Origin of the sequence: Coprococcus sp. AM97-35 (assembly GCF_027697525.1) — a bacterium.
In the GTDB taxonomy this organism is placed as follows: domain Bacteria; phylum Bacillota; class Clostridia; order Lachnospirales; family Lachnospiraceae; genus Allocoprococcus; species Allocoprococcus comes.
This window is the reverse complement of sequence record NZ_JAQESL010000010.1, coordinates 1-19,643: the sequence shown is the minus strand read 5'-3', so window position 1 is coordinate 19,643 and position 19,643 is coordinate 1. Positions and strand designations below refer to the sequence as shown.

The window sequence follows — 19,643 nt, the reverse complement described above, 5'->3', positions numbered from 1 at the left end:
GGCATTTCCGCAAGGGAATATTTTAACAGGCTAACGTTGTACTTTATTCAATTCCTATTTTTCATAGGTTCCCTTGCAAATGATTTTTTCTTTTTGCATAAAGATTTTTCCACCTGCAATATAACTGTCAAGCTTCAGGTCATTGTCCCACAAAAGCAGATCTGCATCGGCTCCTTTTTGTATTGTCCCTTTCTTCCCCTGCAATCCCAGTGCCTCCGCTACATGTGATGTCATATATGGAAGTGCATCTTCCAGCTTCATATCAAGCTCATGTACCATATACAGAAGTTCTTCCCGCAGCGCATCTACTGAGGAAACACCGATTTCCAACAGGCTTCCGTCTTCTCTGTATTTTGACCAGCTTCCGTGTCCGTCGGAGCTGATGGTAATATGCTCTGTCGGGATTCCCTTTTCTTTTGCTTCTAAAATACATCCGCCCGGACAAAAGTCCTCACTGATGCCACAGGTGAGATCGATGTATCCACCCTTTTCAAGCAACTGATAGCCCTCTTCCAGAAGACCTTTTCTGCGGTTCACATGCGTCGGACGGAAAATCTTGATCGGAATCATACTCTTTTCCAAAGCTTCAAACACCGGCGACAATCCAGCATCTGCATCTCCCATATGCAGCACCACGATTCCAGGTTTTCCACTTAACATACCTGCCGTTCTGGTCTTGCTCGCAAGTTGGATCAGTTCACTTTCCGTCACATTCGGTGCCCGATGATCTGAAATGGCAAGTTTCACGCCAAGTACTTTTTCAACAAACATAATATCCCGATCTACCTCTCCGGTAATAGTCGGACTTGGATATCCATATGCACCGGTAAGCATATACGCACTTACCCCTTCTTCGCATAAAGCCTGTACTTTTGCGTAAAGATTTTCAACACTCCTTGTAAGTCCATCCGTTCCAAGAAGTCCTACAACCGTTGTAATTCCGCCTTTTACCAGTTCTGACAGCTGAAGTTCCGGTGTACGGGTATGAAAGCTTCCTTCCCCACCGCCTCCGGTAACATGAACATGCTGATCAATAAACCCCGGTGTAAGAATTCTTTCCTCTGCATCAATAACTTCACATGCGATTGGAAAATCCTCGATCTTATCTTCCATGCATTCAATTTTTCCCCCACATACTAAAAGATCCTTTTTTCCAACATACTCCGGTGCATAAACTTTTGCATTTTTAATAAGTAACATTTCTTTCCTCCTCTTTATGACATTCTTTTATTTTCATACATTAATTTGTCTGCCTGATGAATTGCCTCCGCAATCGGATGTCCCCATGTGTATCTACTATCTCCCTTCCCTCTTAATTTTATCTTTCTATATTATCCTGCTTCTTCAGCAATTCCAAAAGCTCTTTTTCAGGAAGCGGCTTGGAAAAATAATAGCCCTGAATCATCTCGACTCCCCAGCTGCTGATCTGTTCCATTTCTTCCTGTGTTTCCACCCCTTCGGAAACAATATGATAATTCATTTTATGAAATGTTTCTACAACACTTTCATAGAAAATTGCCCGTTTCTCATCCCTGCAGATATCAAAAAGCAGAGATCTGTCAACCTTGATCACAGAAAACGGAAGCCTCATTACCGTATTCAGATTCGCATATCCGGAACCAAAATCATCCAGACACAAACCAATGCCAGCGGCCGTAAATTCCTCCGCAACTCTTCTTAGACCCGCATTGCATTCAGTCGCAACCGTTTCCGTGATTTCAAACTGTATCCAGTTATGTGGAATCTTATAAGCATCCATAATCCGGATAAAATGTCTGCTACAGTCATTTCTCATCAGATCCAGAGAAGACAGGTTCACTTTTACATTCAGAAGATGCCTCATCAGGTATCGGTTTTCTCCTAAAAATCTGCAGACACGACTAAACTGTAGATCTGTGATCTGTTCGATCATATGATTTTTTTCTGCAATCTGAATAAATACATCTGGTGCGATCCAGCCAAGCTCCGGATGTTGAAGGCGACTTAGCGCTTCCAGTGTGATAAAGCATTTTTTCTGTGTAGAGTAAACCGGCTGATAGTATATCTCGAACAGATCCTCTGTAATCGCCTTATGCAAATACTGTTCTACCCGTTTATTATAAAGGAAACCATTCATCGTCTGATAATCATCCTGTATCACCTCTGTCAGACCATTTTTCGCAGATAAGGCTTCCAGATATTCAGCATATTCTAGAATAAGCCCACTGTCTCCGAGTTTCTGCGCATTCATGATCCCGCTTATGATCACAGGCATCGTAATAATTTTATTGTTGACATTCAGCTTACTGTTTCCATCAAACATTCTCTTCAGCTGCGTAAGATAATATTCATATTCTTCAAGTGAACCGGTGAGTATCATAAAACTCTTTCCCGTTGTACGAAATGCTTTTTTCCCGCACATCTCACCAAGTTTTCTTGCTGTCAGCTTTAAGATTGAATTACCGCCCTGTACCCCTGCGATTTTATTAATGTGCTTCAATTGATAAAGATACACCGTAATAATGTGAAATGATTTTCCCGCACTGATCAGCTCATTGCTTTTTCTGACCAGATACAGATGATTATATAATCCGGTAAGTGTATCGATATTTGCATGAGGATTGTTGATCGTAATAAATAGTACCAGAATTCCCAGACTCATACCAAACCCTGTTGTAAGAAGCGGATGATATAAAAGCTGGATCACCACTCCCGCACCGGATATCAACAGGATTTCCAGCAGGCTCTTCACTTTTTGATAGCCCAGTTTTTTCCGCCATATGACAATAAGGATCAAGGCTGCTGCCATATGACAAAGTGCACTGTAATACATCAGCATATACCATGGACCTTTCATATAGCCTGCCGGTATATCAAAATAAAACAGCTTTTCTGTGAACGGGTTTGTCAGAATCATCCCCATCAGAATGAATGTCGGCACACCTGATAAAAACATCTTTTTTGCCGAAATGATCTTATTATCATGTAATGTCTGAATATAACAGATCACCGTAAACGGCAGCAATGCCTGAAGCAGATAAAAGATCGTTGTTGCAAGCATTGCAGCAATTTCACAATTACTATTTGGAAAAGAAATATAATAATTACTGGCAAGTTCCGCAACCACATCTAAAATACCGATGATGGCAAAGAAAAGGAATACCTGATTATTCAGATCCTCTGCTCTTTTCTGTCCCAGAAAATACCATAAAACCAGCAACAATATAACCATTGCCGCAATAAGAAAATCTATATTATAAGTCATATTTATCCTCCGCCGGTTTTTATTTATTTGAACAAAGCATATCGTCTGCCTGCTGTTTCCAGTCACTGAATGAAAGAAGACTACCATTCTTTTCTCTCAGATAACTATACCCGAACTTCAGCCGCACAGGCTGTCTGTTTCCACATTCTTCTTCCATCTCTTCTTTTATAAAATGCTCCCATTCTTCCGGTGTCTTTTGCGGATTTTTTACGATAATCGCAAACTCATCACCTTCAACACGAAAACTTACCGCCTGCTGTTCCAGAACACTCCTTTCTGCACTCTGGATGCTTCTTGCCGTTCGGATAACCGTTTCATCACCCATCTGTCTTCCAGACATATCATTAATCTTCTTCAGTTCTGCAATTTTAACAAACAACAATAATACATTTTCAAGTAAAATCGCACCCTCCTGGATCTCTTCAAGATACATCTCAAATGATTTCCGGTTTTTCATATCTGTCATCCGGTCTTCCAAGGACATTCTCCTATAAACCTCCTGTTCCAGGCAAAACTGAATGTTGTTGGATACTTTACAAAGCAATCCCCAAAACAAAACAGCAATATAAAGAAGAATGCCAAACTGGAAAATAGATTCATACCAGTAAATGGATAATACCCAGTACAGTACCAGTGCGATTACACCGCTTATCCCTAATACACCAAATGCCTTTAGACAGAGATTTACTTCCTTCTCCTGCGTTTTCCGATACTCTTTCCACAAAAGAAGGATCATAGACACAACCCCCGTAAACAATAAGAGATGTGTGATATATAACATATGTATAAAAGGAATCTTAAACAGAAGATGCAGAATCCCCTGTAAAACAGCATTTGCATAAAGAAGAAAAATCCAGACCTGCGGTATCCCTCTTACACTTTCACTCACTGTATTTTGTACAAATAACAGCATGGGAACAGGCATCGTCATAAACGCATAAAAGGATATCAGTGTTCCTGCTGCGTTCTGACTTCCATACATCTGATAAATTCCTGAATCAAAAATGCACCACAAACTGCATAGAATCAAAAACAGTGCTACATTTAAAAATCTCTTTTCTACAATTTGTCTGTGTCTGGTATATAAAAAGACAATTACCGAGACGATACCGAGACCAGTCATTCCCAAAATCATCAGTATCGAAAAAATTGATTCTAGCAGATGCTGTCTGAAAACAGAACAAAACTCTCCGATCATCGGGGCATACACATATAGTCTGGCATTCTTTTTAGTTTCATAGCTGATTGATAACACTTCCTGCCCGATTTTCTCCGGCAAAGAAATATCTGCCCATATTTTCCCTTTCATCTGCCTGTTTTTTTCAAATCTGTTATCCTTATATTGGTAGAGAAGCCGGTCTCCTATGCAGACTTCCAGCTGATCCTGTATTCCTCGGATCGACAAGATTTTTCCCTTATCAGCCTCTGATAACATATCATTGTAAAGAATGATCTGCCCATCTTTATCCGCTGTAACAAAACATGGCAATTTGAGCTCCGTCTTTTTCCCATCCTTCAGCTGATACCATCCATTGCTGAAGGTGTACAACTCGCCCCTTTCCGACTCCGTACCCGGCTGATACAGTATTCTGACAAAAATAAGCAACAATGTCACAATGAGCAAAATGCAGAATGCTTCAATTTTTTTCCATTTCTTTCCTTTTTTCATTTCCCTCATCTCCTATGCATTCTTCCGGAAGCTTTTCTACATAGAAAATGTAATTTCCTATGAAACAAAAAAGTCACCTGCGTTATACAGGTGACTAAAATTTAAGCCGAATAACTTTTTTCACTTACTCTATTAACCTATCCGCATCTTCTTATTGCAACCGGCTGACATAGCGTACTGCCTTAGTCCCTTTGGCTTTGCGTCACAGTTTTTCAACAGCTTTGCCCCTATAAACATAATTCAAGTATAGCATATTCAAGATGACGAAACAATATTTTAATTATTATAATAATCTATAGTTTTACACATAATCCATAACAAGAAACATCGGATACTTTCTGATATATTCTTCCATCTGCTCAATGGCTCCCGAAAGCTGATTTTCAATATATTTTCTGTTATTTTTTGATGTAGGAAGCACATTCTTCACATACCGCATTTTTATATATGGTATATTATATTTGTATACCAAAAAATCTGGAAACAATTGTTTCCAGATTTCTCCTAGAGGCGCCAACCAGATTTGAACTGGTGATAGAGGTGTTGCAGACCCCGGAAAAAAACCTCGGAACCCTCTAAAACTCTAAGGTTTTCCAAACTGTCCACCTTATATCCACCCTAATTTTCATGTTGCTTTCATGCCATATCAGGTATTTTACTGTGCCAAATCTATGCCACTTAGCACCCCTATGGGCATATTATATACATTTTAGTATCTTTCGTCTACAATTATTTTACTACAACTACAATATTATATGGAGGTTTATCGTGAATTATCAATTAGAATTAAAACAAATTGTGGATTTTCCACGCTGCCGGATTTACCGGGAATTTATACAAACCCTTATGAAAGACAGAAGCATCCGTACCAACGGAGGTTCCTGTCTTTTTTATTTTCTCATTTTATGTTCTTATGCAAATTACAGCTCCTCTTATCGGAACATCGAACACCTTACTTACAAAGTTGTTCCTGGCGAATGGATCTGTTCTCTTAAAGAACTCCAGATTCACTTCCGCCAAAAATTCCAGCACCAGGTCATATCCATATTGGATACCCTGGTTGAGCAAAACCTTTTAACCTACTCACTGCACGAAAAAAATAAGATTATCCAATACAAGATCAAAGACTGGCCAAAAGATAATACTGCCCTTTCCTATAATTACCCATGCAAAAAAGACATCGGGTTTTTCTTTTTTCCAATCGCAGATGTTCATAAACTAATCGGACTGGGAAAATGTTCAGAAATGGATGCTCTTTTGGATCTTTGGATTCATGCAGTCTATAATGATCCATCTGTGCAAGGCTCTGATGCCGGTCCAGTAGTATATTTTCGCAATCAGACTGGAAATCCCTTGTTCAGTTATCAGGAACTTGCCAGACGTTGGAAACAGTCGAAATCTTCTGTATCCCGTCTGCTTAAAAAACTTGAAGATACCGACATGATCACACTGATTTCCTATTCCGGGAAACATGGTAGCATGGTATATCTGCGTAATTATCTGTCCGTTATGTTTAATATCAGTGATGTCATGATTGATAAGGAGGAAATTGCCATGAAAATGCAACTGCCAATACATATAACCGAAGATACCTTGCCTGACAAAAACAATTCTGAATGCGTTTCAGAATCTATTACTGACGAACAAATCATCGTTTCACAGGAAGGCTCCTGCGTTCCAGAATCACACATCAAAGTCATTGTTCGCAAAGTCGCTGAAATACTGGAAATACAAGGCATTTCTTGTTGTAGATGCCCCAAAACAAAGTATATATTATCTCCTTTATCAGCCTGCAAGGATAGTATATATCTATATTCACTACGTATTATCTGCCCCTGGGGGAAAGCAGCCTATCAGTTTGAATTAAAACTAAAACCGGAAAATCACGCCGTCACCAACGTCCCAGGGCATACTCCGCCTCTGCAGCATACCTTACCTGCCTTCGCTGAAATCCCAGAAGTTCTGTTGAAAGGAGGGGTTGTATAATGGCAAAGAAAAATCACCACCCTGTTTCTGCTGAAGTAGAAAATAATCCGTTGTACCATGATACCTATAAGCTGCTCCGTTGTTACCGGGATTCTACTTATAGCCTGATGGTTGCTGTCCGGCAGGTGGAAATTCAATTCCAACTGGAATACAACACCAGTGTAGACGAATTTCTAGATTCCATCTATGCTGCAGGAGCAGATCTGGGAGACAGCCAGATTGAAGAATGGGCAAAAAGCATTGCCCGCAGTAACAAAATGATAAAGCTGCTTCTCTCTTCTGTGGATCTGCTCCGGAAAAATCATAAGCATGGGGAAGAATATTACTGGATATTATATTACGCCTTTCTGTCTCCCCATGAACTGAAAAATACAGAGGAAATCCTGGAAGAGTTGGAAAAGCACGTTCCCAGTATCTCCTACCGGACGTACTACCGAAGGAGGCAGGCTGCTATTAACGCTCTTAGCAGCATACTATGGGGATTTTCTGCAAAGGGGACACTGGAAACTTTAAATAAGTTTTTCCCAAAATAAAATCGACATTTTCCATATAGGCACTCATAATTGAAAAAAACAAAGGAGGGTGCCTATTATGGATCAATTATCAAATTTTATATCCGAATATCTCAAAACATGTGAAACCATAAAAAAGTTAAATTCCAAAACCATTAAAGCATACCGTATAGATTTATCACAATTTCTTACCCTTTGAATCTGAATAATGTTTGTCTCTTTTATTTTATTAAAAAAGTGCATATCCTGAAACTGAATATGCACTCCAAATAGCATTATATATTTATTTTCTTTTGCACAAAAAAGCACGATATTTTCTAAAACTCTATCTGTGTGTCAAAGTAAAAGCTTCTTCCACTTCCTAATCTTTGTCCGAAATGTTCCAAAAGGGGCTACTGTATTTACATGAATAAACTTATAAACTTCCCATACTGCTGTTTTGGTAGCTTCATCTGCCCACTTTCTTTTATGTGGTAAAAATAGCTCCTCTTCCGTCATAGAATCAATCATTGTAAAAATTTTCTGTATATTATCATCCAGCATGCCCATTAGTTCTTTTAGAGATAAATGGGCATAGGTATCGGTAAACCACTGATACAATTCCCCCAATTGATTCCACTTAAAACCATCCGATGGTGTTTTCACTGGAAGTCCAGCCTGTTCATCATTTTCCCATTTCAATACTAATGCGGTCCACCCAACCTGATATGCAAGATTTTCTGCAGGTGTTCGATCTACCTCCATACATTGTTTGTCCTTCAAGGATTCCGGGATATCCTTAAACTCTGCAATATATTTGTCGTAAGCCCTCTTGATTTCTGCCTTTAGTTCCTCTTTATTTTCATACGTCTTCATCGTTTACCTCGCAGTCTTCCGTCTTTACTCCTTGTTCCACACTCCAAAATTGATTATCCCCTGCGAATTTCAATAAGCTGAAGTACATCCGCAAACATTTCTCCTTGATCTTCTAAATCAATCATAAGCCATTTTTGTCCATTTCCCCATCTTGTTTTTTCATAAAGTTCTCTTAATTCTGGGGCACAGTCGCATAAAATATTCTCAACTGCTTCTTTTACTTTTGAACCAATCACAACCAGCACTGTGAAATACCCTTCTCTTGGATATATCGTACACAGGCTTTTCCCAGACTTTTTAAATTTTACATTCCAACCACGTTCTAAACTACAACGGCTAAATTCTATTTTTTCATGGCACCTGTACTTCTTTTTAATCTCGGAACAAAATTTCATAAATACTGGATTTCTAATATATGCCGCAAAATCCTCTAAGATCGGAATTTCCTCTTGATTCTGCATATCAATCATGACCATTCTCCTTTGCTCTTTATAGAAACTGGAATTTTTTGTTGAAACACTTAAACAAATGAAGCATAAATAACATAAATTTCTGCAATCAAAACAATTCCGAGAACGCCATCTATCATCAAATTATACTGTATATCTGTCAAAAATGTTTTTGAATGTGTCAGGAAATATTTAATGTTTTCTTTTCCAGTCAAAAGTGTAATTATGATTAACAAAATAGGAAATAAAAAAATCTCTACCTTATTTCCAAAATCATCTGCTATCCCATTTGCAAAATGAACAGGAATAATCTGAGGTAAGAAAAACACGCTTACTATTGCTAATAAAACACCAATACTGCAAATTCCCCATGTTAATTTTCTGCTTCCTACAAGTTTCATAAAAATGCCTTCTTTCTGCAAAATTTAATTTTATATTTTTTCTCTTGGCTATCCCTATTTCTCCACAAATCTAATAATATGGACTTCAGTATATCATATCATTTATATCGCATCAACATCCAATCTTGTGAGGTACATTTGAAATAATTCCGGCTAAATACTCCTTGCTGTCTTGCCCCTTCTACTCTGTATCGGATTTCTCTTGATCTGCGTCTTCTCTTTTATTCCTCCTTTTCGTTAACCTGTTTTTCACTTCAACCAACCCTACAAAGGCAACAACCACTGTAGCCATCCCCATTCCTATCCCTGAAGCAATATCATTGATGATATTTTGAGCAGGAGATAACGCCCCTACCAGTAAAACGCCATATACCATCGCAAATAGTAGAGCAGAAAGAATGTCTTTGACCTTACGTTCACGAAATGTCTTCTTATACTTTTCCTCCCATTCTTCTTTCATACTTTGCAATTCTACTTTCCCTTTTTTCCCATCCTCTAATAATAATGTAAAAGGTACATAAGCTCCGATCAAAACGCTAATTGTTATATTTGGAATTTCTAAAGCCATTTTCGAAGCATCACGACTTGCAATAATAAATCCCGATATGCAGGCTCCCACATACGCCATAAAAATATAGCGTTTTTTTTCACTTATCCCCAAATCATTTTTTTTAAAACATAAAGAAAACAGATAGTCCATAGCCCAAATCAAAAGAAGTAATAGCACCGCACATATCACAGCATTAAAATCAGCCTTTATGAGTAACGAAAAGCATATATAGGCATACGATGATAGGAGCATAAGAAAAACATAAACAAGTTGCTGTATCGGCTTCTTTATTCTGTTTACAAATTCAAAAACCCAATATTTCTCTCTATAAATACAATAAATAAAGCCTGCCGTAAGTATCATACTGATAATATAAGATATTATTAAAACTCTCTCCATGTATTTCTCCTTTGTAAAATCTGTTTGATATAACCTATTTCTTATTTAGATAGATTCGTTAACTATGGAGGGACAAAACATTGCAGCTAAATATATTTTCTACCCTATATATCTCAAGGAATATGAAAAATCATATTCCCCAATTATTCTACCATCCAACACACCTACCACTTAGGTCGTAACTGTGCATTGGTAATTTCATCAATGATTCTTCACCATGTTCTGAGAACACAACCACTGCTCCTCTTAGTGAAAATTCAACTAAAATTTCCTCTATAGTATGATTCCAAACATTTTCAAACATTTCATGCAAAATAATAATGTCTGCTTCTTGAAGAAATGCCACTAATATTTCTAAGCAGTATCTCTTAGATATATCCAATCTGCTAACCATTTCGTCTTTACAATCGGACAACTTCCCCATTCCCAGAAAGCCTTCAATCACATAATCTTTGTTTATAATTGAACCTACATTTCTCTCTATATACCGAGATACTGTAACATTATCCTCTGGCTTCATGTTTTTCAGTTCAACTTCTTTTATGCTTTTTGTTGTTCCATAGCATTTTATAATGTCTGTTATCTTACGCTCTTGTTTACTACTACAATTATAAAATCCAACTATGTCTCTCGAACTTATGCGGAACAACCCATCTTCTTCATCATTTTTACTAAACTTCATTTCTATCATATATTCCCTCAACTCCTATAAGCAATGGTAATTTGGGCATCTTATATTTTAACAAAGCATAAGCGATTCCTGATAAACCAGTCATAAAACCTGGATTGTATAATTCTGTTGGTAATATATTTTCCTCATTAAGGAATTCCAAAATCTGTTCAAATCGAGAATCACAAATGCTTCTTACCTGCTTATCATCAAAAATTTCTGCATATCTTTTTAAAATCAATAAATTTCCCATGTTTCCATGGCATAGGCAGAAACCTGCATGTAACCCGTCTTCAATTAATTTATTTTTAGCAAGGCTTATATCTTTAATAGCTTGCTGAAGCAATGCAGTTTCTCCTAAATTCTTGATGGCATTATATAAGGTTAATCTGGATAACAGAATACCCGCAGCTCCATGGCACCACGCTATTGGTTGACTCTTATGCTGATCAACCTCTGAAAACTTTCTTAAATCAATCCAATTATTATCCTTTTCTGAGTATAAAGAATTTTCATATTCTACTAAACTTGAAAGGATATCTAAATATTTTGTTTGTGGATATACCTCATATAATCTTGAAAATAGTTCTATAAAACCACTGTTTCCATGTGCAAATCCCGCCAATACTTCAGGAACCACCTCTGATTTCCAACCAACTTTTCCATTTTCAGTAATCATATTCTCTATCAATTGTTCTGCTATTTGTATAGCTTTTTGTAGATAAATAGGCTTTTTTGTTTTTCTATACATATTAATCAGAACCAAAACTATTCCCGAATTTCCCGAAATCATATCGAACAAACGATCTTCTAAGATAAGTGTTTCCATACAATTTAGCCACTTATCGAAATATTCCTTATACTTGATATCATCATATATTTCATATAAAATACCCAACGTATATAAAATCGAACCTTCGCCGCTAAAGATTCCTGTATTAAAGTCTTCGATATTCTGTTCCCCTTCACTTATAGTATCAATATACCTCAACAAACGATTATCTAAAACCTCACAAATCTTATGATATTTTCTGTCATGGTATATCCATTCATATAAATGGAATACCAAATTAATCCCAACCGTACCATCATATAATGTATTCGGTAATGCCTGGATCATCCACTGATTTTCTTTTATACCAAATAATTTTACGCCAATCCAATTAACGTCTGCTCCATCTTCGCTATAAATCGCATTTGTTCCTATTTTATCTAGCAGCTCTTTTGCCAATTCTTCTGCCGTTTTGGCCATATTACTATAAAGATCTAGTTTTAACCTTTTATTCTTTATTTTCCTTGTTCCTGCATTCTCCATATTAAAAGTAATTTTAATATATTGCGTCTGTTGTTCTAAATTCTTATAGGACAAATTCTGTATATTTTCCTCAATTTGCTGCAAAGCTGGCTTACTAAAGAAATCCTTTACTTCTCTGCCATCCCAAGTATAAATGTTTTTTTTACTTCCACGAAAATAAAAATACGGTATATCACCACTTAATAAATCTTCAATTTCATACTCAATAAGAGATCTACTCCTTTGATTTTGAAGATTTCCATTTGCCAATGAATAAAAAAATAAATTTCGTGCTCCTCCATCCACTAATAATTCAGGATGATATGAACTACTCAACACAATTGCATACTGTTGTGTATTTCTAATCAGATATCTCACCTCTAATTCACCATATTGTTGTATGATTCTTAATAGTGTTTCTGTATTTTCCATTGCACCTAAGTATGCACTTTCAAATCCCTGGATAATTTTATCTGCAAATTCGGAGGGTTGAATAAACCTTCCTTTTAGCATTGCCAAATTGTGATTTCCTTTCGATACTGGATAATCATAGACAACCCTCATGTTAACCGACTTCGGATTGATAATAAAGGGGATTTTTATCGGGAATTTTTGTCCTTCTTCTCCACTAATGGCACTCATATTGATTCCTGTATCTCCTGCGTTATTCCATGAATAAAAGGGGAGTATTCCTGAATACAACACCGATTTTCTCAAAAGACTAGCCACTTTTTCTGCTGCACTTTTCCCATTATTCTCTTCTATATTTCCTATAAATGTTTCCGCATCAATAATAACTGGATATTCATTGCATGCAATGAGATTTTCAAAATGAATATCTCCTCCTTCCAAAAGATAATTTATAAACAAAATAATCCCTATTCTTTGATAATATCTTGAAAGTTCTTCTATAGACTTACAATCTCTTTGTATTACAATTTCGCACCAACCATACATTTCTTTATCAAGTATAGAATACTCATAACTTCCCAAATTACATATTCTATAGAAATAATTTGTAATCTCTTGTAGCTTAATCTCATTTTGCAAACTTCGTGGTTTATATAAAATTTTATCTCCCGATACAAATTCCACACAAAATACTCTTCTCCCTTTTTTATGCGAATCAGAAAAATCTGTCGAAAGATGGTTTACGACAAATCCTTTTTCAGTGATATTAAATTTTTTCATTAAAACATCTGCATCTTTCTCAATGCGCTCTATCACTTCTTTGTAAATATCTATCGCATTTTGTATAATTTCATTTATCCTTCTTTCTAACACTGGATAAAGCGAAAATAAATCATTCAAATATTGTTTATCCTTTAAAAAATGGTCGATATAATATTGATACTGTTCAGATTCATTTCCCCTTAACACGCCTTCTTGTCCACATATATGCATTTCATAAATTAAAGTTCGGATACAAAGATTATTAAGCGAATTAAACAAAAATTGCTGAAAATCAAATAGAATCGATTCATTGATATATCGTCTTTGTATAACTATTTCTCTAAGCTGTCTATTTGCCTCTTGCACAAAAGGATCATAAAATGCTCCGAAAACCATTTTCTCACCCTCATGCCTAAACGCCTTTTTGTTCAAAGACAATTTCACAAAATTTCGTGGTTGACTCTTCTCGTGGCTACTAAAAGCACAATTATTTATAAAACCAAAAAAATACTCAAGGTGGTTTTTCTTTACATATTGTAATCCTTCCTCCTTCAGTATTTTCTTCCAATACTCTAAAGACTCCATATTTATTTCAGACGGAATAGCATCATACACTCTTTCAGATAAATAACTAGATTTTTTCATGTTATCTCCCTTTCTCTTAATCCAGGCCCTAGTTCTAAAATCATCTTTGGTTAATTAGCAACAAGCAAGTGTAAAAATACTTCCGCATTCAACAGAAATTGTGCAAACCACACCTGATGAAGCTAAACTATCAACTTTGTTACTTGTCAAATCTGCTGCTTCTAATTCTGTCAAAAGATCTCCAGCCGGGTTGTTATATTTCATATTTGTTCTGTCAAATTTTCTCATAATATCCACCATTCCTTTCTTCAGAACTAGGGCCTTTTGATACCTAAGTATCTTGATTTTTATTATATCCTATCTCCGAATTTCGTCTTTATTTTTGGTATAGATTGACATTTTTTCTTCCTAATTGGTTTTCAACTGTCTTTATCATTTCCTAAATATGCCACAACTTGGCACACTTCTGCGATTGAAGGGTAATTTTACCCATGTTACAATAGGTATTGCTTATAGTATTCCTATTTTCCCCAGCACCTTAATCGGTGCTTTTTTTGTACCCGTAAACCTTTCGCTGACAGTAGCCAATACTTACACAGTACGTACAGCGTACTTCCCCTAAAATAAAACGTATTCTGTGCGTACAGTGTAAGTAAAACTTCCTATTATATAATGAAGGGAGATTACCATGAAAACAAGAAATGAAATCTATCAAGGGGAAGGTGCCCAACTGCTCCGGTTCATTACAACTTACCATTCGTTGCAATATGAACAGGTCTTACGGCTCTTTTCCAAAAACAGAGAGTCTATCAAATCTCTGATCACAAGTCTGGTAAAACAAAAACGCATTATCTATGATAAGGAGAACGGGCTTCTCTTCGACAGCCAGGAATCTGCAAACAATCCTGATTATGGCATGATTGCATCCTTTTGGGTGCTTTTGGACTTCAAAACAGCCATTGTGTACCATACTGACGGTGAATTTCCTGTGAAACTGAACTTTTTCTCTAAAGATGAGTGGTATGAAGTCCTCTATGTCCCCCAGGAACAAGAATATCTTATCAATCATGTCATGGAAAGCCAGACAAAAAGCGATGCGAAACGGCTGGTTGTATTAGAAACAGAAGAACAGGCTGCAAAAATTCATATCACAGGCGTGATTGCCTTTTGCCTTGTAGACTCCTCTACCGGATCTGTCAGCTATTATGCAAAGAAATGAGGTATGTATGAACACCAAAACTGTTTTTGACCGTTTACAGAGCATTGATGATGAAGTCCAAAAACTTCACAACACTATTTTTGCATTGAAAACAACAGATATTCAAGCGTATGCCGACAAATACGAAGAGCTGAGTATCAGTGCTGCCCTACGTTCTGAAAGGATTGCCTGCCAGCTCAGAAATCTGGTATATACCACAACTGACACTGGAAAGAAAGACTATCTGAAACAGGCTGCGGCTGTGCAGGGAATCAAAATCTCTTTTTCAAATAGTGTTCTTTCCATTACCATGCCAGGACTACTGCCCAAACGTAAATTGCGAACCAACACCGCTTTTCTACATGAGCCATTAAACCTTGCCTTGCAGACTTATGTGACAGAACATTCTATTCCGTTATATAAAAGATGTGTGGTCTGTTTTAGTCAAATTTATGACCAGAGCCTTTCTTTACAACGGATACGTGATTACGATAATTTGGAGTTCAAACAGATTTTAGATACTATCGCTTCCTATGTTCTGGTTGATGATACGGGACTCTTTTGCGACTCCTATCACACTACGGAACTGGGGAATTACGATCACACCGTTATCTTTGTAATGGAACCGGAAATCTTTCCTGGCTGGCTGAAAGATAGAAAAGAGTCTATCAAAACCATATCGGAAATTTCCTGATATTTTTCTTTCTTTTTCCGATATGGGTAATTTTTCTGCAAAGAAGCCATATTCTTTGCATTTTTTATGCTTAATACCGCCCTTACTTTACCCAAGTATAGGCTGTCATAGGTAAAAATCGAACTGAGGTGATGCTTATTTGATAAAAACCGATTCTATAAAATATCAGCTTTTGGAAATGGTTGGGCTATGTGGGGAATTCCCTTCCGGACAGCTTAACAGATTGATTGAGAGTGATTCCTATGCAGAGAAGGTGGTTACAGATTTAAAGCAGAGTAAGCTTATAAGAACACACTATAAAGATGGCCTACGAGGTTATCGCCTTACCAAACGGGCAAAAGAACTGCTGCTTTCGCAAAATCCCTGTCGTTTTCAAAACTATTTAACCGGAAATGCAGAAACCAACCTCATACGTAGTGAATTACCAAGACGGCTGCGACTTCATCAAAAAGCAGAAACCTATTTAACGCTTTCACATGCCGGAATCCCATTCTTTCCAGATGAAAAGCCGCTGCTTTTTTCTGAATCCAGCGAAGCGGCTACGTTTCCTGTGCGAAGCCTTCCTCTGTTTTACTCTTCCAGAGAAATAAAAAATCTTGGAGCATCCACTACCAAAATTAAAAATTCCCGTTGTATAGGAATCCTGATGGCTCCTCACTGTGTCTATGCTGTTTATAATACCGGAAATACACTTCTAAAATGGGAATACAAAACGGAAGTCCGACTCAATGCTTTTTTGCAGCACTATCTTCAGGGACTTCCTTACCATGGGCCACCTACCGTTTATGCCATCATGACTGGCAGTGATATGGATATGGCTTTCCGGCTCCTTACCAGTACCGGTGGATACAAAAAAACACTGTTCATGCTGGATACTTCGTATGAACACTTCTATTTCCTGCCCAATAACAGCTACGGAGAATACCTGCTCCGTTTATTGGTACAACCCCAGCGTATGATGCAGCTCAATCAGCTACTACTGTCCGACTGTTTTCCCCAGCGTGAGGATCTGCCAATTGAACATGATGGAATAGACAGCCAGGAAAATCCTATTTTGCTTGCGTATGATTTTGACATGCAGCGTATCAACCGCTTCAATACTGGATTAAATGTATATGGGCTATCCGGGAACCTGATTTGCTTTGACTTTCAGCTTCCCTGCCTGAAAAAATACCTAACTGCAGATATACACTTCTCCAGCATTGATTTTCAAAAGTTTAAAAGGAGGTTTTTCAATGAACCGTAAATGGTGGAAGTTCCTGTTTTTGCTTCCCATAAGCGTCTGCACTCTGTATGCCGGAGGATACGCAGCACAATTTATTAAAAACTATCAGGAATGGACTTCTGCCGGAAACTTTGCCGGCAACGGAACCTATCCGCAAGCAGCTTCTTTACACCCATTGGTCTGCTTTCATACCGCCCTTACCGATTTCCCATACAATTTGTATGGGATTTTTCTTTGCCTGGTTCTCTTTGGGCTTCTTACTTTTTTACTTATGCGTATGGGATATGACAGAAACGGGGAAATTAGTGACCATGACCGGAACTTAAATTACTCTACAAAAGGAACCTACGGTACATCCGGATTCATGACTCCAGATGAAATGATGAAAGTTTTGGAACTGACCGGAGATGTCAAGAAAAATAAAGGAACCATTTTAGGAAAATTAAATGGCAAAGCCGTATGTCTTCCATATCAAACACGAATGAATAAAAATATCGCCGTGTATGGTGCCAGCGGTTCCATGAAATCCAGGGCATTTGCCAGGAATATGATTTTCCAGTGTGTCGCCAGAGGGCAGGAAGGCAACAACGCTTCCGGGGAAAGTTTAATCATTACCGATCCCAAAAGCGAACTCTATGAAAGCATGTCTGCTTATCTGGAAAATGAGGGCTATGTAGTAAAAGCATTTAATCTGGTCAATCCGGAAAACTCGGATAGTTGGAATTGTCTGGGTGAAATCAATGGACAAGAAACGATGGCTCAGGTATTTGCAGATGTCATTATCCAGAATACAGGTTCCGGAAAAGGAGATCATTTCTGGGATAATGCGGAGATGAACCTGCTAAAAGCCCTGGTTCTCTATGTAGATCAGGGCTTTCCGCCGGAAGCCAGAAATATTGGACAGGTTTATAAGCTGCTGACCATGAGTTCCGAAAAGGAGCTGAACAGTCTTTTTGATCTGCTCCCAGTGTCCCATCCAGCAAAAGTTCCTTACTGCATCTACAAACAAGCCAGTGATACCGTGCGAAGCGGAGTTATTATCGGATTGGGTGCCAGACTTCAGGTATTTCAGAATAAACTCATTCGGCAGATTACCTCTTATGATGAGATTGATCTGACACTTCCAGGGAAACAGAAATGTGCTTACTTTTGCATTACCTCAGACCAGGACAGCACCTTCGATTTTTTATCTTCCCTGTTTATGACCTTCATCTTCATCAAACTGGTCCGTTATGCAGATAAGTATGGAGAAGAAGGAAAACTTCCTGTTGCTGTACATATACTGGCTGATGAGCTTGCCAACACCGGAGCTATCCTGGAACTGAATAAGAAAATCAGTGTAATCCGAAGCCGGAATCTCAGCATTTCCTGCATCTTTCAGAATTTGCCCCAGATGCAGAACCGCTATCCTTATAACCAATGGCAGGAAATCATTGGCAACTGTGATACCCAGCTCTTTTTGGGCTGCACAGATGAAGTTACTGCTACCTTTATCAGCAACCGCAGCGGCGATGTGACCGTAGGGGTAAGCAGCGAAGCCAAGCAGCTCAATAGCTGGCGGGTATCCGACTATACACCGGAATACCGGCAGACAAAATCTATCGGCAAACGAAAACTCTTAACACCAGATGAAATCTTGCGGCTCCCGCTTGATACTGCTTTGGTTATCCTACGTGGGCAAAAAGTCCTAAAAGTAGAAAAGTACGATTATACCCTGCATCCAGATGCCAAAAAGCTGACACCAAGAAAAGCATCGGAACACATACCTGAATGGCGCAAAAATGGGTCTTCGGAAGAAACAGAGTATCGACCACAGCCCTCACCCGGATCAGCCAAAAGGAAACGCCGTTCATCTTCTGCGTCAATAGCAAAACAGAAACCACATTTTACATCCGAACCCGTTTATCAGGAACCTACTCCCGATGATTTTATGGAGGATTTCTTTCAGGAAAATTTTATAGAAGATTCCCCCGACTCTGGCATGGTTCCTTTAGATAAAGATTCCATCATGTCATAACACATTTTGAAAGGAGATAACATTTATGGCAAACGAAACAATGAACCTGAACACCCCTATTTTAACCCTTGACTCCGATACTGTATTAGAAACTGCTCAATCAAAAGCGGATTTAATCTGGCATGACATCCAAAATGCCTATCGTACCCGGAAAATTCTCACCGGCATTCTGGGAGGTATTGAAAAGACCGAAGCCGGCAGCTTAATAGCAATTATTTACTATAAAGATTATCGGGCAGTCATCCCTATCTCGGAAATGATGATCAATCTGATCCAAGATGAAACTCATGATTACGGAGATTTCTCTCTTAGACAGAACAAAGTCCTTAATAACATGCTTGGTAGTGAAATCGACTTTGTAATCAAAGGACTGGATACCAAATCCAGAAGCATCGTTGCCAGCCGGAAAGATGCTATGCTGAAGAAACGTCAGATTTTCTATTTTGATCAGGACTCTTCCGGACAGAATAAAATCCACGAAGACCGTATTGTGCAGGCCAGAGTCATTGCCGTTGCTGAAAAAGTAGTCCGGGCAGAAATCTTTGGTGTAGAAACTTCCATCCTTGCAAGAGATCTGTCTTTTGACTGGCTGGGTGATGCCAGGGAACGATTCCAGGTAGGGGAACATATTCTGGTCCGGATCTTAGCTATCCAGGGAGATTCCCCGGAAACGCTCTCTATCCATGCAGATGTAAAAAGCGTGGAAGGCAACACCAGCAAAG

The 19,643-nt window shown here is 38.1% G+C and carries 17 protein-coding genes and 1 riboswitch; of the genes, 7 read left to right on the top strand and 10 right to left on the bottom strand.

Translation table 11 applies throughout. The features are described 5' to 3' along the window. Window positions 1–54 precede the first annotated feature (54 nt). From iadA to PG840_RS09190, 3 genes are all read right to left on the bottom strand, one after another. Window positions 55–1,200, bottom strand: a complete 1,146-nt coding sequence (gene iadA, locus PG840_RS09200) for a beta-aspartyl-peptidase (protein WP_055157883.1) — start codon at window positions 1,198–1,200, stop codon at window positions 55–57. Window positions 1,201–1,318: 118 nt separating this feature from the next. Next, window positions 1,319–3,244, bottom strand: a complete 1,926-nt coding sequence (locus PG840_RS09195; protein WP_270613545.1) for a GGDEF domain-containing protein — start codon at window positions 3,242–3,244, stop codon at window positions 1,319–1,321. 19 nt (window positions 3,245–3,263) lie between these two features. After that, window positions 3,264–4,913 (bottom strand): sensor domain-containing diguanylate cyclase, encoded by a 1,650-nt coding sequence (locus tag PG840_RS09190; protein WP_270613544.1) that lies wholly within the window; start codon window positions 4,911–4,913, stop codon window positions 3,264–3,266. 152 nt (window positions 4,914–5,065) lie between these two features. Beyond that, a riboswitch (cyclic di-GMP riboswitch) is annotated at window positions 5,066–5,149 on the bottom strand. Between the two features lie 532 nt (window positions 5,150–5,681). Here PG840_RS09190 and PG840_RS09185 point away from each other — a divergent pair. Both PG840_RS09185 and PG840_RS09180 read left to right on the top strand, forming a co-directional pair. Next, complete coding sequence (locus PG840_RS09185) at window positions 5,682–6,899, top strand: MarR family transcriptional regulator (RefSeq protein WP_055154206.1); 1,218 nt, start codon at window positions 5,682–5,684, stop codon at window positions 6,897–6,899. Beyond that, on the top strand, window positions 6,899–7,432 hold the full coding sequence (locus PG840_RS09180) for a hypothetical protein (RefSeq protein WP_015526878.1): 534 nt from the start codon (window positions 6,899–6,901) through the stop codon (window positions 7,430–7,432). The genes PG840_RS09185 and PG840_RS09180 overlap by 1 nt, the downstream gene beginning before the upstream one ends. A 315-nt stretch (window positions 7,433–7,747) precedes the next feature. On the opposite strand, the gene PG840_RS09175 is transcribed toward PG840_RS09180, so the two are convergent. The 7 genes from PG840_RS09175 to PG840_RS09145 all read right to left on the bottom strand — a co-directional run bounded on the left by PG840_RS09175 (window position 7,748) and on the right by PG840_RS09145 (window position 14,075). Continuing rightward, entirely contained in the window at window positions 7,748–8,266 is a 519-nt protein-coding gene (locus tag PG840_RS09175; RefSeq protein ID WP_054338129.1) for a ClbS/DfsB family four-helix bundle protein, read from the bottom strand. A 53-nt stretch (window positions 8,267–8,319) separates the two neighbouring features. Then, window positions 8,320–8,736: a DUF3788 domain-containing protein gene (locus tag PG840_RS09170; RefSeq protein ID WP_054338130.1), complete on the bottom strand. Its 417-nt coding sequence runs from the start codon at window positions 8,734–8,736 to the stop codon at window positions 8,320–8,322. A gap of 50 nt (window positions 8,737–8,786) precedes the next feature. Continuing rightward, complete coding sequence (locus PG840_RS09165; protein ID WP_054338147.1) at window positions 8,787–9,116, bottom strand: DUF1648 domain-containing protein; 330 nt, start codon at window positions 9,114–9,116, stop codon at window positions 8,787–8,789. 181 nt (window positions 9,117–9,297) lie between these two features. Beyond that, on the bottom strand, window positions 9,298–10,065 hold the full coding sequence (locus PG840_RS09160) for a hypothetical protein (protein ID WP_114002467.1): 768 nt from the start codon (window positions 10,063–10,065) through the stop codon (window positions 9,298–9,300). A 148-nt stretch (window positions 10,066–10,213) separates the two neighbouring features. Next, a complete protein-coding gene (locus PG840_RS09155) occupies window positions 10,214–10,756 on the bottom strand; it encodes a hypothetical protein (protein ID WP_054338131.1) in 543 nt (180 codons plus the stop codon). Further along, the gene (locus PG840_RS09150) at window positions 10,737–13,847 is read right to left on the bottom strand and encodes a type 2 lanthipeptide synthetase LanM family protein (protein ID WP_117843977.1); all 3,111 of its coding nucleotides are present in this window, start codon (window positions 13,845–13,847) and stop codon (window positions 10,737–10,739) included. The genes PG840_RS09155 and PG840_RS09150 overlap by 20 nt, the downstream gene beginning before the upstream one ends. A 54-nt stretch (window positions 13,848–13,901) precedes the next feature. Beyond that, complete coding sequence (locus PG840_RS09145) at window positions 13,902–14,075, bottom strand: plantaricin C family lantibiotic (protein WP_114002469.1); 174 nt, start codon at window positions 14,073–14,075, stop codon at window positions 13,902–13,904. 400 nt (window positions 14,076–14,475) lie between these two features. Between PG840_RS09145 and PG840_RS09140 the strand changes: the two genes are divergently transcribed. From PG840_RS09140 to PG840_RS09120, 5 genes are all read left to right on the top strand, one after another. Continuing rightward, window positions 14,476–15,006, top strand: coding sequence for a DUF5697 family protein (locus tag PG840_RS09140; RefSeq protein WP_054338136.1), 531 nt, complete (start codon window positions 14,476–14,478; stop codon window positions 15,004–15,006). Between the two features lie 7 nt (window positions 15,007–15,013). Then, window positions 15,014–15,679 carry a DUF6100 family protein gene (locus PG840_RS09135; protein ID WP_025579351.1) on the top strand — a complete coding sequence of 222 codons (666 nt, stop codon included), beginning with the start codon at window positions 15,014–15,016 and terminating at the stop codon, window positions 15,677–15,679. 139 nt (window positions 15,680–15,818) lie between these two features. Then, window positions 15,819–16,925 carry a hypothetical protein gene (locus PG840_RS09130; RefSeq protein ID WP_226854332.1) on the top strand — a complete coding sequence of 369 codons (1,107 nt, stop codon included), beginning with the start codon at window positions 15,819–15,821 and terminating at the stop codon, window positions 16,923–16,925. Then, window positions 16,915–18,921 carry a VirD4-like conjugal transfer protein, CD1115 family gene (locus PG840_RS09125; RefSeq protein ID WP_025579348.1) on the top strand — a complete coding sequence of 669 codons (2,007 nt, stop codon included), beginning with the start codon at window positions 16,915–16,917 and terminating at the stop codon, window positions 18,919–18,921. Before PG840_RS09130 ends, PG840_RS09125 begins: the two co-directional genes overlap by 11 nt. Window positions 18,922–18,946: 25 nt before the next feature. After that, window positions 18,947–19,643, top strand: a 697-nt coding sequence (locus tag PG840_RS09120) for an RNA-binding protein (RefSeq protein ID WP_270613543.1), incomplete at its 3' end; no start/stop codon positions are given.